The sequence below is a fragment of the Nostoc sp. genome (genome assembly GCF_036917155.1).
Taxonomy (GTDB): Bacteria; Cyanobacteriota; Cyanobacteriia; order Cyanobacteriales; family Nostocaceae; genus Nostoc.
The window spans coordinates 24,300-40,805 of sequence record NZ_JBALDZ010000020.1; the positions used below are offsets into that span (position 1 = coordinate 24,300).

Below are 16,506 nucleotides of genomic sequence, written 5' to 3' on the forward strand. Positions count from 1 at the left end.
TTTAACTAAAAATGATATTATTATTGAGTTTATATTCCAGCCTGAATTTTGATCAAGAAAGGGGGTTAAGTAATATGAACAAGTGGCAGTCTTGGGTAATTATGGGAACAGCCCCAATATTAACTCTGGGTGCTATAGTAGCAGTCTCTGTACCCAGTAGAGCTAACAGTGTACAAATAACCTGCAAGACTAACGATAGTACACCAAAGGTGATTTTGAGTTTGGCTAAAAACGGAACTCCCAAAGATTACATGATGTTGAATTTTCTCCCGAAATATTTCTCAGCCGTGAATGCTGTGCAAAATTGTCAGAATACAGCTAAAAGTTTACAGGCTGTCTATGATACGGGGAGTCCTAAGTATTTAACGGCTGATAGGCTGAACGATCAACCTGTTGTGTGTGCTGTAGAACGCAGAGGCATCGGTTGCAATCATTACAGCGCTCAGGTTTTATTTATTCTTAAACCAGTTGATAACCCCTCTCAAGCTTTATACGAAATGTTGGGTAGCGATTTTAAGCAAGCACAGCGTTCCGATACCCGGACTCTTAGCCGTACTTACACGGATACCAGACCTTTTTGGTGGCCATTTTAACTTGTATATTGTTAATTCTGGAGAACAAACATTAAAGTAATTTAGTAGTTAAAATCAGTGCTGGCTTTGAAACCTCTAATGGTTATATCTTTATTTTCGTGACATACTCCACACACTGACAGCCGTACACGTACAGTGTGGGCTTCTCAAACGTTTTGAATTTTGATTACGAATTAGTAATTGGTTGGGCACAAGTTTCTTTTCCTCGTTCTGCGGGTTGGTAATTGGGTTTGAGCTTCAGAGCTTGATCGAAAGCTGCGTTCGCTTTTTCGATTTGCTGGAATTTACACAGGCTCAACCCCAAATAGTACCAAACCTCAGTTTTTTGAATATCAGTTAGCTGCTGATGATCTAGAAGAAAATAAAATTGTGCGATCGCTTGATCATCTCGCTTTAAGCCTTGTAGCGCAATCCCTTTGCCCCGTAAAGCTACAAAGTATTGGTGATTGTATTTTAATGCCTGTTCATAGGCTTTTAGAGAGCCTTCATATTCTTGTTTTTGCAATAAAACTGTACCTTGATAACTAAAAGCAATGGCTAACTCTTTGGCATTTGCGTCTTGATGTTCAACTTCCCAAATTTGTTTTAAAAGCTCAATTGCTTGATTAATAGTATTAAGCGCTGCATCTGGTTGCTTGAGTGCTAGTAGTACTTCAGTTTTATTAATCCAGAATACAGGGTCTTTGGAGTTGAGTATAATTGCTTTATCAAAAGCCGCGATCGCTTCCTGATATTGTTTGAGGTTATATAGTGCTTCCCCTTTGCAATTCCAGGCATAAACAGCTTCTGGATTAATAATAGTTGCGGTAGTGCATGATTCTAACATCTGGTTGTAGTCTTTAAGTCCAGCTAGTGCATAGCCCCGGTTAGTCCAAGATTGGTAGTAGTTGCTATCAAATTTTAAAAGGTTGTTATATTTTGCGATCGCCTGTTGATACTCTCCTTGCTGCAATAAAACATTACCTCGTTTGAAAATTGTTTCTACCTGTAACCATTTAAATACATTGAAACCTAAAAACATCAAGCCAGAACCACAGACCATTAAACCAGCTATTGCTAGCAATATCAAAAATCGTTTAGTTACTTTAGATTCAGGCGGAGTAATGAGATTGCTGACATTCAAATTATTAGCTGGTGAGATGGTTGTATTTGCTAATGAAGCAGAAAGTATTTTCTCTAACTCCAGGTTTACCCAATTGCAATTAAAAACTGCTTGGTAAACGCGGTTCCCAAGTTTTAGTTTATCTTGTTCTTGGATTATTAATCCTATATGCAGCAGTTCTGCCTGTTCTGGACTGTCGTTGGTTGCTAATTCGCCCTCTTGCCAAATTTGCTGGTAAATTTCCAACAGAGATAATGGATCGCATTGCTGATTGCGGAGCATCCTTTGATTTATCTCTTGCAAATGCTCGGCGGCGACTTGAGTTTCCCAATTGTTAATCAAGTAGATTTGTACTACTTGATTAACAATTGCTGCTTCTGCACCTGCGGCAATATGATCTGGCGATTCCGCAAGCAATTGACAAATTTTTTCAGTGAGAGTCGGTTGTCCATCTGTCCAGAATTGTACTTCTGCCAGCAAAGCTTTCGGACAACTAGCTATTTCATCTAATTTGAATAATTCTATAGTACTAAGGCTAGACACTCCTAACCCTACTGATTCCTGCTCTACCGAATTGAAAGTAAAAACTGAATACTCAATGGGGTTCGAGATTTTCAAATTGTTCTGCTGTGGTACTACCATTTTCAAATGCAGTTCTTTCTGCGCTGACCTGTGATTATTTAAAATTTCTTCCTGCTGGTGCAGTTGGGATTCTAAAACAAAATTCTCCAGAAAAAATTTAATCGTAGTAGGTTTCAACCAACCCTTAAGTACTGCTAGTTCCCCAAAGCGAAGTCTATTCTGTGGTTGTTCAGTCAGGATAGTTATGATTTGGTGTTCATCTAATAGCCCAGCTTCTTCTAAATATTTACCCAAGGGCTGTTTTGATTTCTGCTCGGCAAAAGTCGGCCACTCTTGAGAGAAAAAATCAGCCGTTTCTTGTTTAAGCCATCCATGCAAGACTAGAATTTCACCAAGCTTCAACCCAGCAACTTGGGTCTGCTCTTTGAGAGCAATCTCTACCTGCTCAGATGAAATAAGGTCAGCCTGTTGTAAAACTTTACCAAGGGGCTTCATAATCAAAGAGAATATATTAAATTATGAAAGTAGAAAAACAGATTATTTTTTTATTTGAGTTATCAAAGACCTATATTATCATTTATGTAGCAATTTTGACTATTCTAAATTTATTAATTAATACTAATGCCTTATAAAATGAAGTTTGAGGTAGATATATCTGCGTTTACGTCTGTACAGGCTGTGGATATACTACATCTCCTCTTTTGATTATCATTATTATTTAGCAAAGACTGGAGTCGGCGATCGCTGACAATTATTCAGTTTACCTAGTTTGTGACCTTAACCGAACCCCATCTCCCCATCTCATCTACAATCATTCTTATGAATCTGCCTTCATTTCTTTGGTTGTGGAAAATAGCCGCCTGGTCAATGGGGTTATCCCTGCTGGCATATCTGATGTTAGCAGTCAGCGGTGTTTGGATGTTTCGGGCGAGAACTTCGCAGCAATTCCCTTTTATTACCCCATTTATGGGTGGAAATAAAGGGGTGCGATCGCTCCACTATACAATGGGCATCAGCATGGTAAGCTTAGTGCTGCTACTGCTAGCGATTGGCATTGTTGGTACTTTAGGGCACTTTGGTTCTTTAGGTCACTCGTCACACTTAATCGCTGGATTGATCGTGGTAGCATTAGTTTTACTATCTGCTTTCAGCGCGACGCAAATTAGTGCCAGACGACCTTGGGCTAGACCCTTACATATCGGCGTAAATATTATTCTGTTTATAGGGTTTGCCTGGGTATCCCTTACTGGTTGGATAGTAGTACAAAAGTATTTACCGTGAAATACCACACATCAACTATCAAGGACATAGACCTACCCTACAATGAAGAAAAGCATTGTAATTGAGCCGTGACAGCAAACTCAGCCACTATCTCACTTTCTGTTTTTCGTCTGTCTCCTTTGATTCGGATAACATTGCTGAGTCTATACATAGCACTCACAGTCCCATTACCCTTTTTATCGCAGGTAACAGCTGCACCTGTACCCCCAGAATTATTGTGGATAGGGATTAGCATCGGCTTAGTTGCCTTGTATGCGGTCTTGACAGAACAAGTAATAGTAGATGACCAGGGAATTCAAGTTACTTACCCCACCTGGGTGCCTAGCTTTTTTCGTAAAGGGTGGTTTTTACCTTGGTCAGATATCAAAGAGTTAAAACCCCGCAGCACTGGTCAAGGAGGCTTAGTTTATTACTTCCTCAGCCAAGATGGGAAAGCTTATTTACTACCGATGCGTGTAGCCGGATTTGCCCGTCTAGTGCAAATTGTCCAAGCAAAAACAAGCATTAATACTACAGATGTTCGCCCTTTCGCACAGCCGTGGATGTACCTAATTTTACTAGGATTTACTCTGCTGTTACTATTGGTCGATGGCTGGGCGATCGCTACAGCCTTAACTACCAAACAATTAACTTAAAATTGGATATGGGCATGGGGCATTGGGCATTGGGCATGAAGCATTGGTTATTTCTCCCTCATCTCGCCCATCTCCCTCATCTCCCTCATCTCCCTCATCTCGCCCATCTCCCTCATCTCCCCCATCTCCCCCAATCCCCAGTCCTCAGTCCCCAATACCCTTGAATACAGCAAAAGCCACACTCAGGCTAGAGCAAGTTAATCTGTTTACAAAGCTGAAAACCCAACTTCCTGGCAATCAACAGGGATACCCTATATTGCAGGATATTTCCTTAGAAGTATTCCAGAGCGAACGCATTGCCATTATAGGCCCAGTAGGCGCTGGGAAAACTTCGTTATTATGCCTCCTCAACCGCTTAATTGAACCCACGAGTGGTAAACTCTATCTAGAAAATCAAGAATATCACCAGATTCCTGTCATCCAGCTACGGCAGATGCTTGTACTTGTATTGCAAGAGTCAAAGCTTTTGGGGATGACAGTTGGGCAAGCCTTGACTTATCCTTTAGTTTTGCGTGGTTTACCCAAACAGACAATTCAGCAACGAATCAATCATTGGACAGAACAAATCCAGATTCCCAATGAATGGTTAGGGCGAACAGAGGTACAACTTTCTGCCGGACAAAGACAACTAGTAGCGATCGCTCGTGCCTTAGTCATCCAGCCTAAAATATTATTATTAGACGAGCCAACCTCTGCCCTAGATGCTGGTATAGCTTCTCATCTAATGCAAGTACTAACCCAGTTGAGTCAAACCCATCAAACCACGATTCTGATGGTAAATCACCAACTGGAACTAGCCCAGATGTTTTGTACTCGGTTATTACATTTACAACAAGGTCGTTTATTCGCAAATCAAAGAGTCTCTGAGATAGACTGGGTTGAATTACGAAAAAGCTTGATTAAAGCAGAAGCTCAAGACGATTTTGGATTTTAAATTTTGGATGGATATTGGGTATTAGGTATAAATTTTCCCAGTCCCCAGTCCCCAGTCCCCAGTCCCCAATCCCCAATCCCCAGTCCCCATCACACTTGACTACTACTAAGTGTTGAACGTTGATTACTAAATCTCTCTCTCGCTAACTTTGTTGTTTGCGACTGTGAAATATTAGTATTCAAAATTTCCATGTTAAAACGGTATCCAACATTACGGATAGTTTGAATCAAATTAGGTTGCCGGGGATCAAGTTCAACCTTTTTCCGCAGCGATAAAACGTGAGTATCAATGGTACGAGGGTTATCAATAGCATCCGGCCAAGCACGACGCAATAATTCCGACCTACTTAGAGGTACTCCCCCAGCTTGTGCTAAAACGTACAGCAAACTGAATTCCTGGGGCGTTAAGTCAATGAACTCCCCCTGAAAACGGACGCGGCGCTGAACTAAATCGATTTGCAAAGTACCATAATCCAAATAAGCTGGTGCAGTAGGTGTGCGCTTCCGGCGAATTAGTGCCTCTACCCGTGCCAAAAACTCTTGCATCCCAAAAGGTTTGCTCAAGTAATCATCTGCACCCGCCTTTAAACCTACAACAATATCAGCTTCACTATTACGGGCAGATAGCATTAAGATTAGAGGCTGTTGCTGACGATGCAACCAACGACAAAACTCAATGCCATCACCATCAGGTAGGTCTGCATCTAAAATTACCAGTGTTGGTTGATGGCTTAAAAATACTTCCCTTGCTTGATAAATACTGGCAGCTTGATGCACACGGTATTCCAGTTGTTGCAAGTGCCAACCCAACAACGACCTCAGATGGGGATTCCCCTCAATGATTTCTATACAAACCGAACCCACGGTGGCAAGACCCCTTAGCGTCTGATGACTTTCAAAGTAACAAGCCCATCTCTAAGGTTTTGTAGCCTTTGTTACTTCAATTGCTATTAACTTTACATTTCCTAATAAAAAGCGTGTCAATATCTTTAATTTATGCCTTGCAGAAAGGCAATTAGAAATATTATTAAATTTTTATTAAATTTCTCGAAAGTGTTGTTAGACTTATCAAAAGTTCTTTTAGCGTAACATTTGCATGGAAATGGATGTAATGTGGCAAATATCCATAACCTAACCAGCTAACCGTTAATACAACAGCTTTTCAACCTGATGGCAAAAGTAGATTTTTTCGCAAAAATTAGTGCCCACATCCAGGAATATAACACCAATGCAATTGGGCTGTTGATCGTGAAAATTAGAAAAATAACTTAGCAGCTAACTAGAATCGATGTTTTCTGGAATAGGATTAAAGTAGCTTGTAGCTGCTACGAGGGTACTACCCAAAGTAGATGTGTTGACTTTGAGTTAATGCCAAAGTGAAATTACACTTCACTTTCGAGCGTGAATCATTTACAATTCTCATTCCAAAGAGATTAATACAGCAGTTATGCTCCAAGACACACAAACCATCCGCTATTACCAAAGACTTACCGATGCCTTCATCGAGTTATGGAATCGCGGTTATCGCACGGATGATATGCGGATGTATTTGGATGGATATCTAGCCGCACTGCGACATAGCAATGTCATTGAACCTTTCCTGATTCATCGCCTAGAAGAGGAAGCCAGCCGCTACTTGTACGATGGATCAAATTTTGCAGTGCCGCAACCACAGCCACAGCCAGATTACTACTAAGTACCATTTACTTGGTCATTGATAGTAACCGCTAATTACCGCAGATGATTATAGCATATTATCTGTATTGGTCAACGGGTTGCCGTGGTGTGAGATTTTGGAGATATTGTATTGATTAAACGCATCCCCTTAGTTCTATGTTGGCCTTGCCAATGTGACTGAGGGGATTGTTGATGTAACCATAAATGTGCTTGGGTTAAGCTCGACTTTATCCAAAATTAAGAACTCGGCTTTCCTTATCCGGCAAAAATCCTGGTTTTTTGGCAAATACTTTTTCCATGTCACTGATTTACGCTCAAGTCCAAAAACTAAAACTAGCGTCCCGCAATGGTTTTGGCGTCGGGTTTTGGGTTGCGTAAAAATGGATAAAGTCGAGCTAAAACTCGATCCACCCTAATCCTCCTTAAAAAGGAGTGGAATTAGAGCAAGTCTTTTTAATAGTCAATCTATTTTTGTCAGAAACCTATTAAAAAACCTTGAAAGGGGAGATAAATAGTATTTCCCCTTTCAAGGACATTAAAAACAGTACATTGCCTTGATTACAAAGCGCTGATTCAGTAGTACACCCTCTAGTTTGTTGTAAACAGGACGTTATGAGGCTATAGCGACTTCTACCTTTTCCTGTAATTCACCTTTCTGGTACAGTTCAATCAAGATGTCAGAACCACCAACGAATTCACCATTGATATACACTTGGGGAATTGTGGGCCAGTTAGAGTATTCTTTAATTCCTTGACGGATTTCAGAGTCTGATAGAACGTCAATTGTCTCGAAGGGAACTCCCAAGGTATTGAGAATCTGCACAACGTTGTTGGAGAAACCACATTGGGGCATTAACTTGTTTCCCTTCATGAAAACCAAAATCTTGTTCTCTTTTACCAAGTTATCAATTTTGTCTTTGAGTTCTGGCGTCATGGTATTTGTGTTTCCTATGTTGCATTAATAGAGTGAGGAGTGAAGAGTAAGGAGTGAGGGGTTAAAAATTCATAATTCATAACTCCTAACTCCTTACTCATAACTTTAGGAACTTGCTGTTGCTTGCCATGCTTCAGGAGTGTATGTTTTTAATGCCAAGGCATGAATCGCTTCAGTTGACATAGCTTGCCCCAACGCACCATAAATTAACTGATGCTGTTGCACTAGTCCTTTACCTGCAAAGCGCGATGAAACTACTGTCACCTGATAGTGGTCTCCGCCACCAGTCAAGTCTTGCACCTGAACCTGGGCGTCTGGCAGTTCCGCCTTGATCATTGCCTCAACCTGCTGCGGACTAATCATCGCAATTCCTGAAAAAACTTACTTTTCTATTATTAACAGATATAGAGCAAATACCTGTGCCAATTTCAGGTTTTGGCAAGGACAGTAATAAATGCGCCTCTGAGGTATATTTTTGAGAACGCTGGGGAAAGCTATGGCAGATAATCCTATCCTAGCACTGGGCGTTCCACGGTGCTGTTCAGGGAGAGAAGGATGGAAAAGATGAGGGAGATGGGGAAAAACAGGCAACAAAAATTTAATTTATTTTTTTGGGGATGAGGAAGATGAATTACTACCTTCTTTAGGATAGGGAGAATCGACAAAACCCAATTCAAACAACTGCTTATAGGCTTTCTTGCCTAAATCCCGCGTTGGATTTTGACTTTTAATTATTTGAATCAACAACGGTACAGCTAATTCTGGCTGATTTTGTGCCCGATGTACCAATGCTAGCTGAAAGGTGGCTTCATCTCGTTTTTGGGCTGTTAATAGGGCTTTTTGACGCTGAGAATCAGAAACTCTATTGTCAATTCCCGAAAAGCTAGCGTTTAATTCTTGATAAAAATTAGATAGCTGATTATAAACTTGACGTGCTTCTTGCAGTTTTTTAGCAGCTAAGGGGTAGTTTTGAGCAGAAACGGCTTGTTCTGCCTCTTTTACTAAGCGATCGCCCCCTGCAATGCTCAAAATGCTGTTACTTTCGGTTATGGGGCGAAGATTATTAGGATCGTTGGGGTCAATGGGTTGTGGTTGGCTGGTAGTGCCTGGTAACTGTGATACCTGAGCATTCACAGGTGATAGCAGACTGAGAACTGCTATGACTGATAAAATAGTACGGTGCATCAAGGTAACAGCGGCAGCAGTGTTCATGGGATCAATTAGTACGACAACTAGATAAAAGAGTTATGGAAACTTCGGGTATCTTAACTCTGTTTTGGTCTTGGAGAAAGCAAAGTTACATCCTAAGTATCTCTGATTTAGACTAAAAATTGGTTTAATAGAGTTCCCATTACCCCTGTATACCAATTAACTTCTATCGCAGTGACGAGCGATACCTACAGTAGACTGCTTAACCACTGACTTTGCTCCCCAATAATTATCCATCGGTGAGAGGTTAAGATAATATTACTTTTGTCAATTAGAAATTATGCTTAAAATTTGGAAAGAGCCGAGGTATGAAGTTAACTGTTGTACTGAAATTATGGGTTAAGAATAAATGATGCGTATCAAGATGACGCGTAGGCAAAGCCCAACCTAGGCATCGCCCAATCAAAAATTCTGTTTCTAACCCCGATTTCAGCAATATTTTAAGTACTATTGCTTATTGACAAATTGTATCTGACCTTAACCTCTCACAAATGATAATTATCTGAGGTTAACTGGGATATTTGGCAGGATAATTTTCCCAAAGCACTGCTTGAAGTATTTGCGTAGGCGTAGCCTGCCGTAGGCATCGTACCAATCCAGTCCACGCTTTCCAAAATTTTGTTTTTACCAGTAATATTTACGACATTAAGAATTAGTAATTTCTGCAAATGCGTGATTAGTAACTTTTGTTTCTTGATGACTTAATTGTTGCAGTGCCTTGGCTAAATCAGCTGTAATGCTTTTGGCATCTTGTTTTATACAGCCACTCATGTAATCCGTTACTCTGATTGGAGAGCCAATGTCAATACTCACATCTGTACCCCAATTGGGATAAGGTTGGCTGTAATTAATGCCTATAGGTATAATTTTCACTCCCAGCCCCGAATGACTAGATTCAGCATTCAAAGCAAGACGAGCAATTCCTGGTTTCAACTGGTGAACTTGACCATCACGAAAAATGTTACCTTCTGGAAAGATTACCAGGGTTTTTTGCTGTTGAAGTAGCTCGACTCCATGTCGCAGCGTGCGGATTGATGGATGCTTTGAATTTACAGGAAACCCACCCAAGCGTCGGACAAACCAGCCTTGCAAACCTTGGCATTCGTCAATCGTCACCATAAAGCGCAAGTCTTGTTTTCTCAGAGAAGCGGTAGCATAGGGTACGAGCAAGGCATCCCAACGTGCCCGATGGGTAGGCGCAAGGATCGCAGGCCCAGTTTTGGGGATATTTTTTTGTCCGGTTATTCTAATTTGTCCAAAGAATAATGGTAATAGGCAGTGACGCCCTAATAAATGTGCCAGAGGACTTAACCAAGGAGAAACCTTTGAGGTAGCACTATCTACCTGAAGATTTGCTGGTGTGCGCTGGCAGGTATCGGATGAAGAGTAAAATTCCATCATGACGGATGCAGCTGATTGACAGGTAAAAATTTAACGAAAAGCCTAATTAGTTACACCGTAGATTCTCTTGCGTGAATTGTGTCGTACTAGATGGACAGTTTTACCTCTGTCCGTTATTTTACCCGACGCCGCCTAGTGGCAAACCAAGCCTGTAATTGCTGACGACAAGCTGACTCCAGAATGCCTCCGATTACCTCTAAGCGGTGATTAGAAGCAGCACTATCGGGTATGTTAATAACTGTACGAATTGCGCCAGTTTTTGTATCGTCTACTCCATATACAAGTAGTCCTAGACGCGCTTGCAAAATAGCACCTGCACACATCGGACAAGGTTCGAGAGTTACGTAGAGGGTGCATTCATTAAGATGCCAATTTTGTAAAGTTGTTGCAGCTGTCTTGAGAGCAAGAATTTCCGCATGAGCGGTAGGGTCTTTGTCGCGCTCTTTTCTGTTTTCTCCTTGTGCTAGCAATTTGCCTGTTGAATCAATGATAACAGCACCGACAGGTATTTCACCTGCATCACCTGCTGTTTTTGCTAATTCTACGGCACAACTCATCCATTTTTGATGTATAAGATATTCTGTATACTTAGTTAGCATCTTCTTATCAATGCCTGATGTGCAACTTAATATTCTGACCTCTCTCCAAATCACCAATACTGTTTGGTTAAGGCAAGAGACGCGATGAATCGCCGTCTCTACAATAATCTTTCGTCTTGACGGCGATTTATCGCCTCTAAATAGCGACTTGGGCTAAAAGGGGATCGAGTTGACTTTGTGTGTCTAGCTGATAAAGGTCATCGCAGCCGCCAATATGCTGGTTATTGATAAAAATTTGTGGTACTGTACGGCGACTGTTAGCGCGTTCTGCCATTTTGGCTCTGGCTGCTTCGTCACCATCGATTTTGTATTCAGTAAAATCTACACCTTTCCACCACAGCAGTATTTTGGCACGAATGCAGTAAGGACAAGTTTGCCATGTGTAAAGTTCGACGTTGGCTTTGACTCGCTCTGGATGGCGATTTAAAAGGGGATTAAGAAAGTCCAGCATATTGATGTTAAGCAAGGTTTTAACTATGTCTCTAGCCTAGATCATTCCTTACCGCATCGGCGCTGGAACCCACTTTTGGAAACTCTCTAAATGATTCCAGTAAGACAAATATCCAGTCAATGCCCAAATTAAAGCCGCTACTATCAGCACTGCTACGCCAATTAGCCGCCAGGTTCGGTTGGTTTTCCAATAGAGAGTTGGCGCGGCAAAAATCCCACCTAAGCCAGTTAAAATAAAGCCGATTCCCGATAAAAGCGGTTGCTTTGTCAAATTCAAGTTGATGATGCGGATACCGACTACGATCGCAACTGCACCAGCAAAGAAGCCGTAAACTGCTATTGTCAATAAATCCCAACCTTGAGCAAGGGCGATCGCAGCTGCAACAAACAAGATTCCAAATAAGACACTTGTCTCACCGAAGGCAATGTTAAAACTCCCGATAACTGGCCAGGTGAAGCTCATGTGTAAACCAGTTGTAAGTGCGATTGCACCCGTAATTCCAAAACCCGGAATCCACTGTCTTTGGTTAGAACTATCTATACCACGATACACATAGTCAGCTAGTAGAAATAAGCCAGCCACCATGTTAATTAACATGAGGGTGATGTAGTCGATAAACACGATTAACCTCTGAATTTAACTGGTCATGGTGTTCCTCCCCCACCAACTTTTATGTATGGTGGGGGAGGAACGCCGCTCAGGTACTGGGTACTGGGAAAAAGTTTTTGAAAATTTGGTGGTGGGTAAGAGCAAGCACCATAATTTTAAGGGTTTGGCACCCAATCCCTAATCCCCAGTCCCCAGTCCCTTTTACAAAGCTTTTTACTCTGCACCTCGTTTTTCAGTTTTTAGTGAATTTACCAGCTTTTTTCTTCATTATTTTATACCTAAAGATAGATACTGAATAACTGCTACCCATTTGTAATAGTTTTTAACTTAGTTAATTTTGAACACGCTTTATACTGAAGTACTAAGGGTAAAAAACAAGAATGTCTTAAATGGTACTTTTGTAACCAGTTAGCAGTAAAACTTAACTTTCCTCCACGTGTATCCGCCCTTTGGTAGACTTGAAAACTGAAATAGGCAGATGAAACGACGCAAATTCAAGCAGCTGAGAGGGCAGACTCTGTGGAAAATACACTTGGGTTAGAAATTATTGAAGTAGTAGAACAAGCCGCGATCGCATCCGCAAAGTGGATGGGGAAAGGCGAAAAAAACATCGCTGACCAGGTAGCTGTGGAAGCTATGCGGGAACGGATGAATAAAATCCACATGCGTGGTCGCATCGTGATCGGAGAAGGCGAACGCGACGACGCGCCGATGCTATACATCGGGGAAGAAGTTGGTATCTGTACCCAACCAAATGCCGAGAGTTTCTGTAACCCAGATGAACTAATTGAAATTGATATCGCAGTTGACCCCTGTGAAGGTACGAACTTGGTAGCTTATGGACAACCTGGTTCGATGGCTGTGTTGGCAATTTCTGAAAAGGGTGGATTATTTGCTGCTCCTGACTTTTACATGAAGAAGTTAGCAGCACCTCCCGCAGCTAAGGGCAAGGTAGACATCAACAAGTCAGCCACGGAAAACCTGAAGATTCTCTCTGAGGTTTTAGACCGGGGTATTGATGAACTTGTAGTAGTAGTCATGAAGCGCGAACGCCATAACGATTTAATTAAAGAAATTCGTGAGGCTGGAGCGAGAGTCGCCCTAATTTCAGATGGTGATGTGGGTGCAGCTATCAGCTGTGGTTTTGCTGGAACTAATATCCACGCGCTGATGGGTATCGGTGCGGCTCCTGAAGGTGTAATCTCGGCAGCCGCAATGCGTGCTTTGGGTGGACATTTCCAAGGTCAACTGATCTACGATCCAGCAATAGTAAAAACAGGTCTGATTGGAGAAAGCAAAGAAGCCAATATTGAGCGTTTAACCTCTATGAATATCAATGACCCCGATAAGGTCTATGATGCTCATGAACTAGCATCTGGTAAAACTATTCTGTTTGCTGCTAGCGGCATTACCAGTGGTAATCTCATGCAAGGTGTACGTTTCTTCAAGGACGGGGCAAGAACTCAAAGCTTAGTTATTTCTAACCAGTCGAAAACTGCTCGATTTGTTGACACAATTCACTTGTTTGGTGAACCAAAAGTTCTCCAACTGAACTAATTTTTAGGGAATGGGGAATGGTAAAAGTAGGGGCCAAGCATAAGGAAAACATCTTTCTATAAAACGGAAAAATAGTCACCAAAATGCTTTCCCTTTACAGTAGTTAGTAGTTAGTAGTTAGTGATTAATTGTTGGTTGAAAAACTATCAACCAATAAAAAAATTCCCCATTCCCTATTCTCACTCAATGCCAGATTGCCAACTACCAACTAGTAACTACGATTTAGCAAATGAATATAGCAGTGGTGGGGTTAAGCCATAAGACAGCCCCAGTAGAAGTCCGGGAAAAACTGAGCATTCCAGAATCACAAATTGAAAGTGCGATCGCTCAGTTAGCCAGCTATCCCCATATAGACGAAGTTGCAATTCTTAGCACTTGTAACCGCCTGGAAATCTATATTGTTACCAGTGAAACAGACCAAGGTATTCGGGAAGTTACCCAGTTTCTTGCAGAATTTAGTAAGTTACCTGGGCAGTCTTTGCGACAACACTTGTTTATGTTGCTCCATGATGATGCAGTGATGCACGTTATGCGGGTAGCCGGTGGTTTAGATAGTCTGGTACTTGGAGAAGGTCAAATTCTGGCTCAGGTGAAGACTACTCACAAACTGGGACAGCAATATAGCGGTATAAAAACCATTTTGAATCGATTATTTAAACAAGCGCTGACAGCTGGTAAGCGGGTTCGCACTGAAACTAGTATTGGTACTGGTGCTGTCTCGATCAGTTCGGCAGCTGTGGAGTTAGCACAGATAAAAGTGGCAAATTTAGCTGCTTGTCGAGTGGTAATTCTGGGTGCTGGTAAAATGTCGCGGCTGCTGGTGCAACACTTACTTTCTAAAGGTGCTGTGCAGATTAGTATTGTAAATCGCTCTCGCGATCGCGCCCAAGAATTAGCCAAGCAGTTCCCTCAACAACCGATCCAAATTCATCCACTGTCGGAAATGATGGCAGTAATTGCCGATAGTGATTTGGTGTTTACCAGTACTTCGGCAACAGAGCCAATACTTGACCGCGCCAAATTGGAAGTGGTTTTAGAAGTTCAGCGCTCTCTGATGTTATTTGATATTTCTGTGCCGCGTAATGTTCATGTGGATGTAAATGAATTGGAAAATGTGCAGGCGTTTAATGTGGATGATTTGAAGGCAGTAGTGGCGCAAAACTACGAAAGCCGTCGGAAGATTGCACAGGAAGCCGAGAAACTTTTAGAGGAAGAAGTAGAAGCCTTTGATATTTGGTGGCGCAGTTTAGAAACTGTTACCACTATTAGCTGTCTGCGAAATAAAGTTGAAACCATCCGCGAACAAGAGTTAGAAAAAGCTTTGTCGAGATTGGGTTCGGAATTTGCTGAAAAACATCAAGAGGTAATTGAAGCATTAACACGGGGAATTGTCAATAAAATTTTACATGACCCGATGGTGCAATTGCGATCGCAGCAAGATGTGGAAGCCAGACGGCGCTGTATGCAAACTCTGCAAATGCTGTTCAACCTCGATGCAGAGGAACAGTTTAGTTAAATTAAACAACGAGATCCCCGACTTTTCAAAGAAGTCGGGGATCTGAGCTTTTAAATTAGATATACTTCTAATTAGATAGATATCTAATTAGAAGTGAGTTATGCAACCAGAGCAATTTAACATTTTACTGCGCTTTTTCAAGGCATTAGCGGATGATAGCCGATTGAAGATTGTAGGTATCCTGGCGAATCAGGAGTGCAGCGTCGAAGAATTGGCGGTGTTACTGCAACTCAAGGAACCGACGGTATCTCATCATTTAGCGAAACTGAAGGAGCTAAATTTGGTGACAATGCGCCCTGAAGGTAATAGTCGGCTATATCAATTGGATAGCGAGGCTTTGCAAAGCATCAGTAAGGAAATTTTCACACCTGAGAAAATAGCATCCTTGATTGGGGATGTGGATACTGAAGCTTGGGAAAGCAAAGTGTTGAAAAACTATTTTGAGGGCGATACTCAACGCCTTAAGGAAATTCCCGCTAGTCGCAAAAAGCGCCTAGTAATTCTCAAATGGTTAGTAAACCAGTTTGATATAGGAGTCAACTACCCCGAACACCTGGTAAATGACATTCTCAAACGCTACCATCCTGACTGCGCCACCCTGCGACGGGAGTTGATTGCTTGCCAGTTAATGCAGCGAGAGGATGGGGTTTATTGGCGTACAACATAGATATGAAAGATGTTTCACAACAGTTGTTCTGGGTTAATTCCCCGTTCTTGCAGTCGTGTCAATAAATCTTGATATCGTTGGCGTTCTTGTTCCAGTTGTTGGAGAGCTACTTCTTTGGCTTGACGTTCTTGTTCAGCGCGTTGACGTTCTTGTGTACGTACTTGGTCAAGCTCAACGGGTGTAAGAAATTTATATCCATCAAGGCGATATATTTCTAGGGTTTGTGGGGTCAGCTCAAAGCGGATTCCCAAACGGGAACTTATCCAACCATGAATCTGGTTAATTTCTTGCAACCAATCTTCTGAGCGCACAAACCCTGTTAATTCATTTCGGTCTGGGTCGTAAATGTAATATTCTTCAACTCCATAGCGTTGATAAAACAGGAGTTTATGTGCCATTTCTTTAGTTGTATTACCAGGAGATAATATTTCAAATACCACCTGTGGCGGAATATTATCTTCTTCAAATTGCTTGTAAGAACCCCTATCTACTTTGGGTCTACCAAACACTACCAGAGTATCAGGTGCTTGTTTGATGTTAGGGTTGCCTGCAACTGGATACCAAAATAAATCTCCAGCGATAAATACATCTGGTTGGGATGCAAATAAAATTTCTAAATTTTCTTTAATAGTTACTATCCAGCGAAATTGCTTGGTATTCTCCGCCATTGGTTGTCCGTCGCTTTCGGGGTAGATGACCTCAGATGCGGTATTAGGAGTGATTACCATAATGCTACGCCTCCACTCTTCGATATTCTCAT

General features: G+C 41.7%; 18 protein-coding genes. 8 read left to right on the forward strand and 10 right to left on the reverse strand.

Annotated features, from left to right (window positions below):
- Positions 1–74 precede the first annotated feature (74 nt).
- Positions 75–593, forward strand: a complete 519-nt coding sequence (locus V7K67_RS02575; protein ID WP_334730455.1) for a COP23 domain-containing protein — start codon at positions 75–77, stop codon at positions 591–593.
- A 166-nt stretch (positions 594–759) separates the two neighbouring features.
- Here the strand turns inward: V7K67_RS02575 and V7K67_RS02580 are convergent, their stop codons facing one another.
- A complete protein-coding gene (locus V7K67_RS02580; protein ID WP_334730454.1) occupies positions 760–2,772 on the reverse strand; it encodes a tetratricopeptide repeat protein in 2,013 nt (670 codons plus the stop codon).
- Between the two features lie 324 nt (positions 2,773–3,096).
- On the opposite strand from V7K67_RS02580, the gene V7K67_RS02585 reads away from it, so the two are divergent.
- From V7K67_RS02585 to V7K67_RS02595, 3 genes are all read left to right on the forward strand, one after another.
- Positions 3,097–3,558, forward strand: coding sequence for a DUF4079 domain-containing protein (locus V7K67_RS02585; protein WP_334730453.1), 462 nt, complete (start codon positions 3,097–3,099; stop codon positions 3,556–3,558).
- 68 nt (positions 3,559–3,626) lie between these two features.
- Positions 3,627–4,193, forward strand: a complete 567-nt coding sequence (locus V7K67_RS02590) for a hypothetical protein (RefSeq protein WP_335165156.1) — start codon at positions 3,627–3,629, stop codon at positions 4,191–4,193.
- Positions 4,194–4,353: 160 nt separating this feature from the next.
- A complete protein-coding gene (locus V7K67_RS02595) occupies positions 4,354–5,127 on the forward strand; it encodes an ABC transporter ATP-binding protein (protein ID WP_442943739.1) in 774 nt (257 codons plus the stop codon).
- 89 nt (positions 5,128–5,216) lie between these two features.
- Here V7K67_RS02595 and V7K67_RS02600 read toward each other — a convergent pair whose 3' ends face one another.
- Positions 5,217–5,990: a response regulator transcription factor gene (locus V7K67_RS02600; RefSeq protein ID WP_334708981.1), complete on the reverse strand. Its 774-nt coding sequence runs from the start codon at positions 5,988–5,990 to the stop codon at positions 5,217–5,219.
- 583 nt (positions 5,991–6,573) lie between these two features.
- Between V7K67_RS02600 and V7K67_RS02605 the strand changes: the two genes are divergently transcribed.
- On the forward strand, positions 6,574–6,822 hold the full coding sequence (locus V7K67_RS02605) for a DUF6761 family protein (protein ID WP_292743052.1): 249 nt from the start codon (positions 6,574–6,576) through the stop codon (positions 6,820–6,822).
- Positions 6,823–7,413: 591 nt separating this feature from the next.
- Here V7K67_RS02605 and grxD read toward each other — a convergent pair.
- The 7 genes from grxD to V7K67_RS02640 form a co-directional block, all read right to left on the reverse strand.
- A complete protein-coding gene (grxD, locus tag V7K67_RS02610) occupies positions 7,414–7,737 on the reverse strand; it encodes a Grx4 family monothiol glutaredoxin (protein WP_334708982.1) in 324 nt (107 codons plus the stop codon).
- 105 nt (positions 7,738–7,842) lie between these two features.
- The gene (locus tag V7K67_RS02615) at positions 7,843–8,100 is read right to left on the reverse strand and encodes a BolA family protein (RefSeq protein ID WP_179067608.1); all 258 of its coding nucleotides are present in this window, start codon (positions 8,098–8,100) and stop codon (positions 7,843–7,845) included.
- Positions 8,101–8,340: 240 nt separating this feature from the next.
- Positions 8,341–8,949: a hypothetical protein gene (locus V7K67_RS02620; protein ID WP_334708983.1), complete on the reverse strand. Its 609-nt coding sequence runs from the start codon at positions 8,947–8,949 to the stop codon at positions 8,341–8,343.
- 642 nt (positions 8,950–9,591) lie between these two features.
- Complete coding sequence (locus V7K67_RS02625) at positions 9,592–10,347, reverse strand: lysophospholipid acyltransferase family protein (RefSeq protein WP_334732540.1); 756 nt, start codon at positions 10,345–10,347, stop codon at positions 9,592–9,594.
- Positions 10,348–10,460: 113 nt separating this feature from the next.
- Positions 10,461–10,946, reverse strand: a complete 486-nt coding sequence (tadA, locus tag V7K67_RS02630; RefSeq protein WP_334732541.1) for a tRNA adenosine(34) deaminase TadA — start codon at positions 10,944–10,946, stop codon at positions 10,461–10,463.
- Between the two features lie 136 nt (positions 10,947–11,082).
- Positions 11,083–11,397 (reverse strand): glutaredoxin 3, encoded by a 315-nt coding sequence (grxC, locus tag V7K67_RS02635; protein WP_334708985.1) that lies wholly within the window; start codon positions 11,395–11,397, stop codon positions 11,083–11,085.
- Positions 11,398–11,445: 48 nt separating this feature from the next.
- Entirely contained in the window at positions 11,446–12,018 is a 573-nt protein-coding gene (locus V7K67_RS02640) for a DUF981 family protein (protein ID WP_334708986.1), read from the reverse strand.
- Between the two features lie 507 nt (positions 12,019–12,525).
- On the opposite strand from V7K67_RS02640, the gene glpX reads away from it, so the two are divergent.
- The 3 genes from glpX to V7K67_RS02655 all read left to right on the forward strand — a co-directional run bounded on the left by glpX (position 12,526) and on the right by V7K67_RS02655 (position 15,746).
- A complete protein-coding gene (gene glpX / locus V7K67_RS02645; protein ID WP_334708987.1) occupies positions 12,526–13,563 on the forward strand; it encodes a class II fructose-bisphosphatase in 1,038 nt (345 codons plus the stop codon).
- A gap of 229 nt (positions 13,564–13,792) precedes the next feature.
- The gene (locus V7K67_RS02650) at positions 13,793–15,079 is read left to right on the forward strand and encodes a glutamyl-tRNA reductase (protein ID WP_334732542.1); all 1,287 of its coding nucleotides are present in this window, start codon (positions 13,793–13,795) and stop codon (positions 15,077–15,079) included.
- A gap of 100 nt (positions 15,080–15,179) precedes the next feature.
- Positions 15,180–15,746 carry a DUF2087 domain-containing protein gene (locus V7K67_RS02655; protein ID WP_334708989.1) on the forward strand — a complete coding sequence of 189 codons (567 nt, stop codon included), beginning with the start codon at positions 15,180–15,182 and terminating at the stop codon, positions 15,744–15,746.
- Between the two features lie 14 nt (positions 15,747–15,760).
- Here V7K67_RS02655 and V7K67_RS02660 read toward each other — a convergent pair whose 3' ends face one another.
- The gene (locus V7K67_RS02660) at positions 15,761–16,474 is read right to left on the reverse strand and encodes a Uma2 family endonuclease (RefSeq protein WP_334732543.1); all 714 of its coding nucleotides are present in this window, start codon (positions 16,472–16,474) and stop codon (positions 15,761–15,763) included.
- Positions 16,475–16,506 lie beyond the last annotated feature (32 nt).